Origin of the sequence: Saccharothrix sp. NRRL B-16348, from assembly GCF_001280085.1 — a bacterium.
Taxonomy (GTDB): domain Bacteria; phylum Actinomycetota; class Actinomycetes; order Mycobacteriales; family Pseudonocardiaceae; genus Actinosynnema.
This window is the reverse complement of sequence record NZ_LGED01000231.1, coordinates 132,042-146,451: the sequence shown is the minus strand read 5'-3', so window position 1 is coordinate 146,451 and position 14,410 is coordinate 132,042. Positions and strand designations below refer to the sequence as shown.

The following is a 14,410-nucleotide window of genomic DNA, read 5'->3' as shown; positions in this document are numbered from 1 at the left end:
GCCCCCAAACACCCATCGTCCCCCCCCCCCCCCTCCGACCCCACCGCAACCCCAAAACCGCCCCTCCCCCCCTCCCCCCCCCGCCTCTGACCCCCGCTCCCTCCCTTCCCTCCCTCCGCCTTCCCCTCCCTCCCCTTCCCGCCCCTTCCCGGAGTGCGGTGGCGGCACTTCCCGGAATGCGATGGCGACCGAGACCGTTGCCCATGTCGTGAGGCTTTCCGTGCTGGACCGGTCGCGGGTGCGAGCCGGGCATGGCCATGCCGAGGCGCTGCGCGACACGGTCGCGTTCGCCCGCCAGGCGGAAGAACTCGGCTACCACCGCTTCTGGGTGTCCGAGCACCACGGCGTGCCGGGCGTGGCCGGCTCCGCGCCGACCGTGCTGGCCGCCGCCGTGGCCGCGGCGACGTCCCGGATCAGGGTCGGCACCGGCGGCGTGATGCTGCCCAATCACCAGCCGCTGGTCGTGGCCGAGCAGTTCGGCGTGCTGGAGTCGCTGTTCCCGGGCCGGATCGACATGGGCCTCGGCCGGTCGGTCGGCTTCATCGAGGCGGTCCGCAAGGCGTTGGGGCACGACAAGGAGGACGCCGCCGACTTCAGCCCGAGGCTCACCGAACTGCTGGGCTACTTCACCGGCGACCAGGCGGTGCGCGGCTACCCGGCCGACGGCCTCCGCGCGTCACCGTTCGTCCTCGCCACCGGCTCCGGCGCCCGCGTGGCCGCCGCGCACGGCGTCCCACTGGTCATCGGCGCGTTCCGAGGCGAAGACGCCATGATCGACGCCATCACCACCTACCGCACCGAGTTCCGCCCCTCGACCTGGGCGGCAGACCCGTACGTGGTGATCTCCTCGACGGTCGCCGTCGCGGACACCACCGAGGACGCCTGGAGCCTCCTCGTGCCGGAGGCGTGGGCCATGGCCCACTCACGCACCCGAGGCGAGTTCCCGCCCCTGAGCGCGCCGAACGACATCCTCGCCCAACCCATGACGAGCCGTGAACGCAGACTGTTCGAGCAATCCCTCCAAGGACACGTCTACGGCACACCGTCGGAAGTCGCCAAAGCCCTGGACGCCCTCCTCCACCGCACCGCCGCCGACGAGGTCCTGGTCACCACCAGCACCTACGACCGCGCCGCCATGCTCGACTCGTACCGCCAACTCGCCGAGCTGTACCTCTGACCAGCCCCGCCGGCACGCCCACCGCTCAGCCCGAAGCCCGGGTGGTCGGTCCTGGAATGGTCGAACCTGGGCAGTGGAAGCCTGGGCTGCCCGACCGTGGGCGGCCGAGACCTGGGCGACCCCAGCCTGCTGTCAGCTAGCGGCGTGTTCGTTTGCCGCGTGTTGGGCCAGCTCGACCTCGATGAACGCGCCGATCATCGCCCGCCACACCGCCTCCGCCACCGCCGGCTCCAACCCGGCGGCCGACGCGCGCTCCCGCACCGACGCGATCACCTTGGCGACCCGGTCCGGTGCCCGGACCGCCTGGTCGTCCGTCTTGAACGACGCGGCGGCGCGCACCAGACCTTGCCGTTGCGCCAGCAGGCGCACCAGCTCCGAGTCGATCACGTCGATGCGCGCACGGACCTCGGCCAGTGACGTTGGTTGCGATGACGAAGGAGAGTCAGAGTCGGACACGCCCAACATCATCCACGGCACACCACCCCGGCGCAGCACACCATGGCCCGGCACCGCTCCGCAGCACGCCCGGTGAGGCGCCGCGCTGCGGATCGGGCTGGTCAGTGGGTCGCGTTGGCCGGTTGTTGGCGTTGATCAGTGACCCGTGATCAGTCGGTGGTCAGTGGTCGCGTTGCTGTTCGGCCAGGAAGCGCTCGAACTCCGCGCCCAACTCGTCCGCGCTGGGCAGCGGCTGGTCGTCGCTGATGAGCAGGTTGTCCGACGCCTCGGTGAACGCGTCGTACTGCCGCTCCAGCGCCTCGACCACCTGCGCGACCTCCGCCGACTCCGACACCTGGCGGGTGATCTCGGCGTCGGTCCGCTTGGCCGCCTCGTTCAGGGCGGCGGCCTGGATGACCAGACCCGTCGACTTCGTCAACGCCTGCAGCAGGCTCAACGCGGCGGCGGGGTAGGTGCCCTGCGCGAGGTAGTGCGGGACGTACGCGGCGAAGCCCATGGCGTCGTAGCCTGCCTCCCCGAGCCGCAGCTCCAGCAGCGCCGACAGGTTGCCCGGCACCTGCACCCGGCTGAACGGCGAGCCCTCCACCACCAGATCCTGCCTGGTGGCGTGCGAAATCACCGACAACTTCCGGGTGTGCGGCACGCCCATCGGGATGCCGTGGAAACCGACCGCGAGGCGCAACCCCCACCGCTCGACCAGCGACCGCACCGCCGCCACGACCGCTTCCCACCGGCGATCCGGCTCGGGGCCGGTCATCAGCAGGAACGGCGTGCCCACCGCGTCGTGCATCAGGTGGACGACCAACTCGGGGGCGTCGTAGGACTCCCACCGGTCGGTGGCGTAGGTCATCGTCGGCCGCCGGGCGCGGTAGTCGATCAGGTCGTCGATGTCGAACCGGGCGACCACCCGGTGTTCGTGCACCTCCAGCAGGTGGGCGACCAGCGCTCCGCCCGCCGCACCGGCGTCCATGAAGCCGTCGAAGTGGTGCAACAGCACCGCTCCGGTCAGGTCAGGGACGTCGGAGTCGACCTCGAACAGATCCTCCGGGTCCAGCGCCACCGCGTGCCTCCCCAAGTGCTCACATGCCAGTCCTCCCCTCCGTCAACGTCGACCGACCACTGATCCATTCCCCGATCCCGTCGAGCATTCGAGCGAGACCGAACTCGAAGAGCGTCTCCAACCCCAAGTCCAGGTCAGAGGCCACCGCGCGGGTGAACATCGGGAACTTCCCGGTGCTGACGATGTCCAGCAGGGCCGGCGCCTGCTGGGTCATCCACTCGTCACCGGTGATCCCGGTGTCCCGCCGCTGCTCGTCCTCCGGCGCGATGTTCACCGCGACACCTCGCACGAAGCCGAACATCGTCACGGCGGCGTGCATCATCTCCTCCAGGTTCAGCCCCTTCCCGTCGAGCGCTCGCATGACCCATTCGGTGTACGCGACCGCACTGGGAAGCAGTTGCGGCCTGGTCATCGACATGGCCGGCGCCAGCCACGCGTGTTCCTGGAACAACTTCCACTGCAACCTCGCGCACACCTCCAGCCGCTCGCGCCAGGTCTCGGGCGCGGGGTCGGGCAACTCCTCCTTCCGCAACACGTGGTCGATCATCCGAAGGACCAGTTCGTCCTTGTTCTCGACGTGCCGGTACAGCGACATGGTCGCCACGCCCAGCTGTGACGCCACCCGCCGCATCGACAACCCATCGAGGCCTTCCGCGTCCGCCAGGCGGACCGCCTCGAGGACCAGCCGCTCGCCGGTCAGGTCGGTCGCCTGCCCGCGCGGTCGCACAGGCTCCCCACCTTCCGACGCCACGACCGTGCCCACGCCGGCCACGGGACGGACGAAGCCCTCCATGCGCAACGTGGCGAGCGCCTTGGTCGCCGTGGCCATCGCGACGTCCCACTGCACGGTGATCTCGCGCGTCGACGGCACCCGATCACCGGGTCGCAGTCGGCCCGACTCGATCAGATCGCGGATCTCGCGCGCTATCCGCTGGTAGATCGCGTCAGTCATCCCTGCCTCCTCGAACGTAGTGCACCGAAGGCTACAGCACTAGTGCACTATCGAGTGATTGACCACGCAGAACACTGATGTACGGTGTACGCATGAACACCGTACTTATCTCCGGCGCCAGCGTCGCTGGCCCCGCGCTCGCCTACTGGCTGCGCCACCACGGACTCACTCCGACCCTCGTCGAGCGGGCGCCCGCGCCGCGACCCGGCGGCCAGGCCGTCGACCTCCGCGGCACGGCCCGGGAGGTCGCCGAACGAATGGGCGTCCTCGATCAAGTGCGCGCGGCCCACACGGGCGCGCGAGGCATGGCGTTCGTGAACGCCGAGGGCAAGCGCACCGCCACCATGGCGTCCGACACGATGGGCGACTCGGGCGGCGTGATCGCCGAGCTGGAGATCCTGCGGGGCGACCTGGTCCGCATCCTCCACGAGGCGACCGGCTCCGGGGTCGAGTACCTCTTCGACGACGGCATCACCTCGCTCACCCAGACCGGAACCGGCGTGGCGGTGACCTTCGAACGCGCCGCGCCGCGCACGTTCGACCTGGTCATCGGCGCGGACGGGCTGCACTCCAAGGTGCGCTCGCTGGCGTTCGGTCCCGAGTCGCGGTTCGCGCACGACCTGGGCGCCTACATCGCCATCTTCGGCACGACCCAGCGGGAAGACCTGGACGGCTGGCAGCTGATGCACACCGTGCCCGGGCGCACCGCGGGCCTCTACCCCACGCCGGACGGCGAGGCCAAGGCGATGTTCGTGTTCGCCTCACCCCCGGTGGAGTTCGACCGGCACGACACGGCGCGGCAGCGCGAGCTGATCGCCACCACGTTCGCGGACGACGGCTGGGAGGTGCCCCGGCTGCTCGGCGACATGCGGGACGCGCCCGACTTCTACTTCGACCGGCTCTCCCAGATCCGGATGGACACCTGGTCGGACGGTCGGATCGCGCTGCTCGGCGACGCGGCGTTCTGCGCGTCGCCGATGGCGGGCAACGGCACGAGCATGGCCTTGGTCGGCGCGTACGTCCTCGCGGGCGAGCTGGCCACCGCGCCGGACCACGCCACGGCGTTCAGACGGTACGAGGAGGAGATGCGCGAGTACGTGGCGAGATGTCAGAAGTTCGCACTGGGCGGGGTGAGCAGCCTGATGCCGAAGTCGCGGAGGTTCATCCGCATGCGCGACTTCACGATGCGGGTCGTGCCGCACATCCCGGGCGGCGCGAGGTTGTTCGGCGACCTGCAGAAGCTGGCGAACACGGTGTCGTTGCGCGATTACCGGCCCCGGAGCTTGACCTCCAGCTGACTCAAGGTCTTACGTTCCGGGCATGGACATGGAAACCACCGCCTGGATGTCGCTCTACCACGTGACGAACGCGCAGGACGACAAGCGGCCGTTCTCCGTCGCCACGTTCCGCCGGATCTGGGCGTTCGCCCGTCCGCACCGGGTGAGGCTGGCCCAGTACCTCGCCCTGAGCGTGGTCGTGGCGGTGCTGGCGGTGGTGACGCCCGTCCTCGCGGGCCGGATCGTGGACGCGATCGTCAACGGCGCGGCGTACCAGGTGGTGCTCGTGCTCGCGGCCGTGATCGCGGGCATCGCGATCGTCGAGGCGGGGTTGGGCCTGGTGACGCGGTGGCTGTCGGCGAGCATCGGTGAAGACCTGATCCTCGACCTGAGGACCACGGTGTTCGACCACGTGCAGCGGATGCCGATCGCGTTCTTCACCCGCACCCGCACCGGGGCGCTGGTGAGCCGGCTCAACAACGACGTGATCGGGGCGCAGCGGGCGTTCAGCGACACCTTGTCCAGCGTGGTGGGCAACCTCGTCACGCTGGCGCTGACGCTGGCGGTGATGATCAGCCTGTCGTGGCAGATCACGCTGCTCGCGCTGGTGTTGCTGCCGGTGTTCGTGGTGCCGGCGCGGCGGATGGGGACGCGGCTGGCTCGACTGGAGCGTGAGGCGGCCAACCACAACGCCACGATGGGCACGCAGATGACCGAGCGGTTCTCGGCGCCGGGCGCGACGCTGGTGAAGCTGTTCGGCAGGCCGGCGCACGAGTCGGCGGAGTTCGCGACGCGGGCGCGGCGGGTGCGGGACATCGGGGTGCGCACGGCCATGGTGCAGACCGTGTTCCTGACGGCGTTGACGCTGGTCTCGGCGCTGGCGTTGGCCGTGGTGTACGGGTTGGGCGGGTTCTACGCGCTGCGCGGCGAGTTGGACCCGGGGTCGGTGGTGGCGCTGGCGTTGCTGCTGACCAGGCTGTACGCGCCGCTCACGGCGCTGGCCAGCGCGCGGGTCGAGGTGATGAGCGCGTTGGTGAGCTTCGAGCGGGTCTTCGAGGTGCTCGACCTGAAGCCGTTGATCACCGAGAAGCCCGAGGCGGGGTCGGTGCCGGACGGTCCGGTGTCGGTGGAGTTCGAGAACGTCCGGTTCGCCTACCCGTCCGCGGACAAGGTGTCCCTGGCGTCGTTGGAAGAGGTCGCGGTGCTCGACAACCGCGGCGGAGTGGAGGTGCTGCACGACGTGTCGTTCCGGGCCGAACCGGGCCAGGTGGTGGCGTTGGTCGGCTCGTCGGGCGCGGGGAAGTCCACGATCGCCTCGCTGCTGCCCCGGCTCTACGACGTGGACTCGGGCGCGGTGCGGCTGTCCGGTGTGGACGTGCGCGACCTGACGGCCGACTCGGTCCGCGGCGCGCTCGGCATGGTGACGCAGGACGGTCACCTGTTCCACGAGTCGATCCGGTCGAACCTGCTGCTGGCCCAGCCACAGGCGACCGAGGCCGACCTGTGGGAGGTGCTGGGTCGGGCGCGGCTGGCCGATCTGGTGGCTTCGCTGCCGGACGGGTTGGACACCGTGGTCGGCGAGCGCGGCTACCGGTTGTCCGGCGGTGAGCGGCAGCGGTTGACGATCGCCCGGCTGCTGCTGGCGAAGCCGCGCGTGGTGATCCTCGACGAGGCGACCGCGCACCTGGACTCCACCTCGGAGGCCGCGGTGCAGGCCGCGTTGGGCGAGGCGTTGCAGGGGCGGACGGCGGTCGTGATCGCGCACCGGCTGTCGACGATCCGGGCGGCCGACCTGATCCTCGTGGTGGAGGGCGGTCGGGTCGTGGAACGCGGCACCCACACCGAACTGCTCGCCGCGGGCGGGCGTTACGAAGAGCTGTACCGGACCCAGTTCGCAGAGGAGGCGCGAACGTCGTAGACCAGCACCACGAGCACCTACGCGTGCCTGACCGCGTCGGCGTCGGCGAGACCGAGGATCTCCACGGCCTGCTTGCGCATCTCGACCTTGCGGACCTTGCCGGTGACGGTCATCGGGAACTCGTCCACCACGTGCACGTACCGGGGGATCTTCTGGTGCGCGAGCTTGCCGGCGCAGAACGACCGCAGCGACTCGGCGGTCAGGGGTTGCGCGCCGGGGCGCAGGCGGACCCACGCCATCAGCTCTTCGCCGTACTTGGCGTCGGGCACGCCCACGACCTGCGCGTCGAGCACGTCGGGGTGGGTGTAGAGGAACTCCTCGATCTCGCGCGGGTACAGGTTCTCGCCGCCGCGGATCACCATGTCCTTGATCCGGCCGGTGATGTTCACGTACCCATCCTCGTCCATCACGGCGAGGTCGCCGGTGTGCATCCACCGCGCGGCGTCGACCGCCTCGGCGGTCTTGTCCGGCTGCTCCCAGTAGCCGAGCATCACCGAGTACCCGCGCGTGCACAGCTCGCCGGGTGTGCCGCGCGGCACGGTGCGGCCGGTGTCCGGGTCGACGACCTTGACCTCCAGGTGCGGCCCGACCCGGCCGACGGTGGACACCCGCCGGTCGAGCGAGTCGTCACGGCGGGTCTGCGTGGACACCGGCGAGGTCTCGGTCATGCCGTAGCAGATGGACACCTCGCGCATCCCCATCCGGTCCACGACCTGCTTCATCACCTCGACCGGGCACGGCGAGCCGGCCATGATCCCGGTGCGCAGCGACGACAGGTCGTAGGAGGTGAAGTCGGGGTCGGCGAGTTCGGCGATGAACATCGTCGGCACGCCGTACAGGGACGTGCACCGCTCCTCCGCCACCGCCCGCAGGGTGGCGGCGGGTTCGAACGCGGACGCGGGGATCACGACGCACGCGCCGTGCGAGGTGGCCGCGAGGTTGCCCATCACCATGCCGAAGCAGTGGTAGAACGGGACGGGCACGCAGACGCGGTCGTCCTCGGTGTACCCGAGCAGCTCGCCGACGAAGAAGCCGTTGTTGAGGATGTTGTGGTGCGACAGGGTCGCGCCCTTCGGGAATCCCGTGGTGCCCGACGTGTACTGGATGTTGATCGGATCGTCCGCCGACAGCTCCGGCCACACCGGCAACGCGTTCGCGTGCAACGCCGTCCACTCGGGACTGTCGAACAGCACGACCTGGCGCAGTGCGGCGCACCGGGGCCGCACTGCGGCGATCATCCCGGCGTAGTCGGAGGTCTTGAACGACGGCGAGGCGAGGAGCGTGTGCACGCCCGCCTGGTTGAGCACGTACTCCAGCTCGTGCACCCGGTAGGCCGGGTTGATGTTGACGAGGATCGCGCCGATGCGGGCCGTCGCGTACTGGACCACCACCCACTCGGCCCGGTTGGGCGCCCAGATGCCGACGCGGTCGCCGACGCCGACCCCGGAGGCCATCAGCCCGGCCGCGACGGAGTCGACCTCGGCGGCCAGTTCGCGGTAGGTCCAGCGGAGGCCGGTGGAGCGGTCGACCAGCGCGTCGCGGTCGGCGTGCGCGGCAACCGCGCGGTCGAAGTTCGCGCCGATGGTGTCGCCCAACAGCGGCACGTCCGAGGTGCCGGAGGAGTAGCTGAGGTGCGCCATCAAGGCACCGTACCGCAGGCCGCAACCCCGTGACCAGCGACAACGCTATTCTCAGTTGCCCGGGAGGGGAGGACCGACACAATCGTCGCCATGCGAACCATCGGGTTGATCGGCGGCATGAGCTGGGAATCGTCCGCCGAGTACTACCGGCTCCTCAACGAGGAGACGCGGCGCAGGCTCGGCGGTCACCACTGCGCGCCCAGCCTGCTGCTGACGGTCGACTTCGCCGAGATCGAGCAGTTGCAGCGGACGGGGCAGTGGGAGCGGTCGGGCGAGGTGCTGGCCGAGGCCGCGCGCAAGCTCGAAGGCGCGGGAGCCGAGCTGGTGCTCTTGTGCACCAACACCATGCACAAGGTCGCCGACGTCATCACGGACGCCATCAAGGTGCCGTTCGTGCACATCGTGGACGCCACGGCGAAGAGGTTGACCGACTACCGCAAGGTCGGCCTGCTCGGCACCCGGTTCACCATGGAGCAGGACTTCTACCGCGACCGCATGAGCGCGCACGGCATCGAGCTGGTGGTCCCCGACGAGCCGGACCGCACGCTCGTGCACGACGTGATCTACCAGGAGCTGACCAAGAACCGGGTGGAGCCGGCGTCGCGCGCCGCGTACCGGGACGTGATGGCACGGCTGGTCGACGGGGGCGCGGAGGCGGTGATCCTGGGCTGCACCGAGATCACGTTGCTGGTCGACCAGTCCGACAGCACCGTGCCGCTGGTCGATTCCACGCGCATCCACGTGGAGACGGGCGTCGACTTGGCGTTGGCCTGAACCAGCGGGCCTGAACCCCAGCCCCGGCCTGAACCTAGACCTCACCTCCGGTCTTCTGGTGCGCGACGTCGGACGTGGCACCGTAGTAGTAGGCACGCACGCGGTAGGTGGCGGTCTTCTCCGTCGGCAACGTGATCAGCCCGAACGACCGCACGTCCGGGTCGAGCCGCGCGGCCACCGAGAAGTCCTCCGCCCCGGCCGGTCTGACCTCCAACAGATACCCCTCCTCCCCCTCCGCGCGGTCGGTCCACGTGAACAGGATTCCGTTGGCGTGCTTGACCTCGGCGCGGAAGTCGGCGGCGCCGGCGTCGGCCGAACGCACCGGACGCGAGCCGCTCGGACCGGTCACGGGCGCGGCCCAGTCGTGGCCGTCGGACGACGGCACCTCGGCGCCGGGCGGCAACGTCACGTCCACGGACGCCGACGCCGGCCCGTGCAACGACCGCACCCGGTAGTAGAACGGGGTCTGCGGGATCAGGTCCGGGTGCACGAACGTCGTCCGGTCGGGCGGCACGAACTCCAGCACCGTGTAGGCCTCGTCGGGCGAGTGGGCGTACTCGACCACCTGCCCCGCCGCGCCCGGTTCGGCCTCCCACACCAGGGAGACGTCGGTCGGCGTGGTCAACGTGGCGGTGAGCGTCGGGTGCCGCTCCCGGCCGCACGAGACACCGCACGAGACCAGGAGCAGCACCGACACCGCGAGGAGACGCCTCACTTGCGCCAGAACCGGATGCCGCTCCACACGACCGTGGCCGGCCCCTGCCCGCTGTTGGTGCGGTAGGCACCGAACTTGTCGTAGAAGCTGCCACCGGGACTGTCATACGTGTGCTTCAACGATCCGTTGATGTAGGTGCGGTGTTGGCTGCCGACCGCGTGCACCGTGTTCACCCGCACGGTCGTGCCGACGGTCGCGCCCGTGGCGACCGTCGCGCCGCCGTGCACCGCGTACAGCCGTCCGCCCCGTTCCACGGCCAGCATGAAGAACGGGCCGGCCGCGGACTCGTGGAACGTCTGCTTCAGGCTGACGCGCGTGCCGCCGAGGCTGGTGATGCGGAACGACCCCTCGAACTGGCGGGTGCCCCCGGTGTAGGTGGCGTACCGGCGCTCGGCGCGCGGTGGAGCAGGTGAGGCGGAACGTGAGGTCCGCGACGTCGCCGCAGCCCCGTTCCTGCACGGTGAACGTGGGCGAGTACGAGGTCCACGGTCCTGGTTCGACCTGGGCGTGCGCGACCGGTGAAGCCATCAGCAGACCACCGGCGAGCACGGCTCCGACCAGGGCTCGGAGCGTTCCGGGCATGCGTGCCTCCTTCGACTCCCCGGGCAGGCCGGAGAGGGTCGAGGCGGTGGCGCAGGCCACTGTAATTGGTCTGGACGACTCGGACAAGGAGCGCGCGGTCAGGGACTTCCCTGAGGTCGCACACGCCCGCGTGCGGCAGAGTGGACGGCATGGAACTGACCCCACGCGCCCTGTTCGGCCTGGCCAGGACCACCGTCGAGACCGCCGTGTCGGTGCCCGGCCGGGTGCTCGACCTGCTCGGCGCGGCGGAAGCCGTCGTGCGCCGGGCGGACGAGCTGGTCACCCGCACCGAACGGGTGCTGCACGAGACCGAGACGCTGGTAGGGCGGGCGAAGGCGGTCACCGCGACGGCCGAGGACGTGACGACCGACGTCGGCCGCACCGCCCGGACGTCACGGGAGCTGCTGGACAGCTACGCGCCCATCGCGAAGAAGGCGCAGCCGCTGGCGCAGCGGTTCGTGGACGACCTGTCGCCGCACGAGGTGGACGCCGCCGTGCAACTGGTCGACCAGCTGCCGGTGCTGACCAAGCACCTGATCGAGGACGTGCTGCCGATCCTGGCCACGCTGGACCGCGTGGGACCGGACATCCACCAGCTGCTGGAGGTCACCAACGACGTCCGGCAGGCGATCCTGGGCATCCCCGGGTTCACCTTCATGCGCCGCCGCGGCGAGGCCAGGGAAGAGGACTAGGGTCGCCGGGATTATTCGCGCGAACACGAGTGGCACCCGGCGCTTTCTTGTCACCACGTGAGTGCCGCGATCGGCACCGCAACAATGTCCGTCACCTTATTCAGCGAATTTCGAAGGTTTTCCGGGCTTCTCTTGCCGGTGGTCCGCGCACCTCATTAGCTTCCGTCGAGTCGGCACATTTACGGCAGATTTCGAGGAAGGAACACCCGTGAGGTTGAGGACAACACTGGGCGCGGGCGTGACGTCCGGGCTCGTCGTGGCCGGTCTGCTGGCCGGCGTCGGCACCGGCTCGGCGGCACCCGTCCAGGTGGACAAGACGCTGACGTTCACCTGCCCGTTCCCGCTGATCGGCAACCAGGTGCCGGCCACCCGGATCCGCGCCACGATCGACGCGCCGACGTCGGTCGGCGGCGAGTTGACGACCACGGACTTCTCCGCGACGGTCACCGTGCCGCCGACCGCGACGCAGGGCCTGACGCTGGTCGGCGCCGCGACGGTGGAGGGCTCCGCCGAGGCGGGCGTGACGCTGGACAACGCGGGCAGCAAGCTCGACATCAAGATCCCCGGGCTGACCGTGCCGAAGACGCCGGTGCCCGCCGAGGGCGCGTTCGACGTGGTCGCGAGCGGCCCGGTGCCGACCGCGGTGATCCCCAAGGCGGGCACGACGACCGTGACGGTCGGCGACTACAGCACGACGTTGACGCCGAAGAAGGCCGACGGCACCGACACGGGCCTCGGCACGTTCACGTCCCACTGCGTGCTGGACCCGGGCCAGGACCCGACGCTGATCCGGTTCGACGTGGCGGGCGGCGGCGGCCCGACCACGACGACGACCACCACTTCCACCACGACCACCACCACGACCCGGCCCACGACAACGACCACGACACCTCCCGGCGGCATCAAGTACGCCTACTCGTTGGAGGGCACGTCGACGATCAAGAAGCTGGGCGGCTCGGTCGCGCTCGGCCCGGGCAGCCTGAACGCCGACCTGGACCTGGCCACCGGCAACTTCACCGGTGACCTGGTGCTGCCGCCGACCTCGGGCAAGTTCAGCCTCTTCGGGTTCGTGCCGGTGGAGTCGAAGATCGAGTTCGCGCCGGAGGGCAAGACCACGGGCACGCTCACGGCCGGCGCGGTGAAGTCGACCTCGAAGGTCACCATCAAGCTGCCGTCGGTCACCGCGTTCGGCATCCCGATCAGCAACGACCCGAACTGCCGCACCACCACGCCCGCGGACATCGGCCTGGCCTCGGCGGCGGGCTTCGACCCGCTCAAGGGCGGCAAGCCGGCGGGCACGTACACGATCCCGCCGCTGACGGGCTGCGGTCCGCTCAACGACGTCGTCAGCGGTTTCGCCGCGGGCCCGGACAACACGATCGACCTGGCGCTCACCGCGAAGACCGCGTAGCCATCCGGACTACAACCGGAGACCGCCGCGTCCGACCCCGGCGGTCTCCGCGCGTCCCGGGCCGGTCAGCAGCCGGACGTCGCCGGGCGGCCCGCGATCCGGTCCGCGGCCAGCACGATCACGACCGCCGATAATGAGAACATCTTTCGCAAACCGACACCTCCCGGGAAATACGACAGGGGCAATGCACAGTGCATTAACCTGAACCCGCCGGTCCAGGCCGGCAAGCCGACTTGTCATCCGGGTGCGCGTTTTTCAAACGAAAGTTGTAATGCTCGTACAACCCGCCCCATCACTCGAAAGAGTGAACGCAGTTCAGTGCCCGAAAGAATATTTGACACACCATAGCGGATGATTTTATGGTCGGCCGGGCGAAGTCCCAGGGCGGTGCTTCGCGCAAGCCGGAGGCGGCATGACGAGCTCACTGAACGGCGGGTTGGCGCACCCGCGGACCTACAGCGCGGCACGTCAGCTGTGGTCCACCATCCCTGGCGAGCTGGCCGAGAAGCTGGCGCCGCTGTCGGGCGTCCTGGTGCGGGACGTGGTGCGGGAGATCCGCCGGAGCGTGCCCGCGTACGCCCAGCCGCTGGAGGGCAAGTTCCGCGAGGTGCTGGTGGGCGCGGTCGAGATGGCGATCGTGAAGTGCTTCGACAACATCGCCAACCCGGACGCGGCGCAGGCCGACTGGCAGGCCGTGCTGCGCTACAGCGGGCGGATGGAATACCTCGAAGGCCGCACGATGGACTCGCTGCAGACCGCGGTGCGGGTCGGGGCGCGGGTCGTGTGGCGGCACCTGAGCGAGCACGGCCGCGCGATGGGGGTCTCCACCGACACCCTGTTCGTGGTGGCCGACGCGATCTTCGCGTGGGTGGACGAGCTGTGCCGGGTGGCCATCGAGGGCTACTCGGAGGCGCAGGCCAACGCGAGCGGCGCGTTGGAGCGCAGGCGGCGGCAGCTGCTGAAGCTGGTGCTGGCCGAGCAGCCGCCGTCGCCGAGGTCGCTCGCCGACCTGGCGGGCACGACGGACTGGCCGTTGCCGGAACGGGTCGCCGTCGTGGCGCTGGAGTACCGGGAGGACCAGCACCAGCTGCCATCGGTGACGCTGGGCCGCGACGTGCTGGTGGACCTGGAGAGTTCCACGCCGTGCCTGGTGGTCGCCAACCCCGGGGGACGGTTGCCGCTCGAGCTGCGCGGTCGGCGTGCCGCGGTGGGTCCGACGGTGCCGCTGGCCGAGGCGCGGCAGTCGTTGGCGTGCGCGCGGCGGGCGCTGGGGTTCGTGCGGCGCGGCCTGCTGCCCGCCGTGCCGGTGACGTGGTGCGACGACCACCTGGCCACGTTGGCGTTGCTGTCGGACGAGTTCCTGGTCGGCCAGCTCAGCAGGCGGGCGCTGGCGGCGTTCGACGGCTTGACGGTGAAGCAGCGGGAACGGCTGGAGACGACGTTGCTGGCGTGGTTGGAGACGCGCGGCGGCATCGGCGAGATCGCCAACCGGCTCGACGTGCACCCGCAGACCGTCCGGTACCGGATGCACCAGCTCGAGGAGCTGCTCGGCGACCGGCTGGCCGACCCCGACGAGCGCCTGGCGCTGGAGATCGCGTTGCGCGCCCGCCGGTTGCTCCGCCGGGCGCGCGACGCTCAGCAGGTGCCGCGCGCGGGCACGCCGGCGAAGCGCGCTTCCAGCCAGGCGAAGACCTCCGGGTAGACGGTGTCCTCCTCGGCGGATCCCGTTCGTCGTAGTGGTGGAATGCGACCGGAC

General features: G+C 70.2%; 12 protein-coding genes and 1 pseudogene. 7 read left to right on the top strand and 6 right to left on the bottom strand.

What is annotated here, in order from left to right:
• Nucleotides 1–181 precede the first annotated feature (181 nt).
• Nucleotides 182–1,177 (top strand): LLM class flavin-dependent oxidoreductase, encoded by a 996-nt coding sequence (locus ADK67_RS35500; RefSeq protein ID WP_053720927.1) that lies wholly within the window; start codon nucleotides 182–184, stop codon nucleotides 1,175–1,177.
• 132 nt (nucleotides 1,178–1,309) lie between these two features.
• Here the strand turns inward: ADK67_RS35500 and ADK67_RS35495 are convergent, their stop codons facing one another.
• From ADK67_RS35495 to ADK67_RS35485, 3 genes are all read right to left on the bottom strand, one after another.
• Nucleotides 1,310–1,642: a chorismate mutase gene (locus ADK67_RS35495; protein WP_053720944.1), complete on the bottom strand. Its 333-nt coding sequence runs from the start codon at nucleotides 1,640–1,642 to the stop codon at nucleotides 1,310–1,312.
• 151 nt (nucleotides 1,643–1,793) lie between these two features.
• Entirely contained in the window at nucleotides 1,794–2,693 is a 900-nt protein-coding gene (locus ADK67_RS35490; protein WP_053720926.1) for a proteasome assembly chaperone family protein, read from the bottom strand.
• Nucleotides 2,694–2,712: 19 nt separating this feature from the next.
• Nucleotides 2,713–3,645 carry a TetR/AcrR family transcriptional regulator C-terminal domain-containing protein gene (locus tag ADK67_RS35485; protein ID WP_053720925.1) on the bottom strand — a complete coding sequence of 311 codons (933 nt, stop codon included), beginning with the start codon at nucleotides 3,643–3,645 and terminating at the stop codon, nucleotides 2,713–2,715.
• Nucleotides 3,646–3,737: 92 nt separating this feature from the next.
• Between ADK67_RS35485 and ADK67_RS35480 the strand changes: the two genes are divergently transcribed.
• Nucleotides 3,738–4,943: an FAD-dependent monooxygenase gene (locus ADK67_RS35480; RefSeq protein WP_053720924.1), complete on the top strand. Its 1,206-nt coding sequence runs from the start codon at nucleotides 3,738–3,740 to the stop codon at nucleotides 4,941–4,943.
• A gap of 46 nt (nucleotides 4,944–4,989) precedes the next feature.
• On the top strand, nucleotides 4,990–6,840 hold the full coding sequence (locus ADK67_RS35475; RefSeq protein ID WP_231648505.1) for an ABC transporter ATP-binding protein: 1,851 nt from the start codon (nucleotides 4,990–4,992) through the stop codon (nucleotides 6,838–6,840).
• A gap of 17 nt (nucleotides 6,841–6,857) precedes the next feature.
• On the opposite strand, the gene ADK67_RS35470 is transcribed toward ADK67_RS35475, so the two are convergent.
• A complete protein-coding gene (locus tag ADK67_RS35470) occupies nucleotides 6,858–8,480 on the bottom strand; it encodes an AMP-binding protein (RefSeq protein ID WP_053720922.1) in 1,623 nt (540 codons plus the stop codon).
• Between the two features lie 90 nt (nucleotides 8,481–8,570).
• Here ADK67_RS35470 and ADK67_RS35465 point away from each other — a divergent pair, with 90 nt between their 5' ends.
• Nucleotides 8,571–9,254 carry an aspartate/glutamate racemase family protein gene (locus tag ADK67_RS35465; RefSeq protein ID WP_053720921.1) on the top strand — a complete coding sequence of 228 codons (684 nt, stop codon included), beginning with the start codon at nucleotides 8,571–8,573 and terminating at the stop codon, nucleotides 9,252–9,254.
• A gap of 34 nt (nucleotides 9,255–9,288) precedes the next feature.
• On the opposite strand, the gene ADK67_RS35460 is transcribed toward ADK67_RS35465, so the two are convergent.
• Both ADK67_RS35460 and ADK67_RS35455 read right to left on the bottom strand, forming a co-directional pair.
• Nucleotides 9,289–9,969 carry a fibronectin type III domain-containing protein gene (locus tag ADK67_RS35460; RefSeq protein WP_053720920.1) on the bottom strand — a complete coding sequence of 227 codons (681 nt, stop codon included), beginning with the start codon at nucleotides 9,967–9,969 and terminating at the stop codon, nucleotides 9,289–9,291.
• Nucleotides 9,966–10,497, bottom strand: a pseudogene (locus tag ADK67_RS35455) (hypothetical protein). Before ADK67_RS35455 ends, ADK67_RS35460 begins: the two are co-directional and overlap by 4 nt.
• A gap of 203 nt (nucleotides 10,498–10,700) precedes the next feature.
• Here ADK67_RS35455 and ADK67_RS35450 point away from each other — a divergent pair.
• The 3 genes from ADK67_RS35450 (at nucleotide 10,701) to ADK67_RS35440 (ending at nucleotide 14,356) form a co-directional block, all read left to right on the top strand.
• A complete protein-coding gene (locus ADK67_RS35450; protein WP_053720943.1) occupies nucleotides 10,701–11,243 on the top strand; it encodes a hypothetical protein in 543 nt (180 codons plus the stop codon).
• Nucleotides 11,244–11,451: 208 nt separating this feature from the next.
• Nucleotides 11,452–12,654 (top strand): DUF6801 domain-containing protein, encoded by a 1,203-nt coding sequence (locus ADK67_RS35445; RefSeq protein WP_063797840.1) that lies wholly within the window; start codon nucleotides 11,452–11,454, stop codon nucleotides 12,652–12,654.
• A gap of 412 nt (nucleotides 12,655–13,066) precedes the next feature.
• The gene (locus tag ADK67_RS35440; RefSeq protein WP_063797839.1) at nucleotides 13,067–14,356 is read left to right on the top strand and encodes a PucR family transcriptional regulator; all 1,290 of its coding nucleotides are present in this window, start codon (nucleotides 13,067–13,069) and stop codon (nucleotides 14,354–14,356) included.
• The last annotated feature ends 54 nt before the right edge of the window (nucleotides 14,357–14,410 follow it).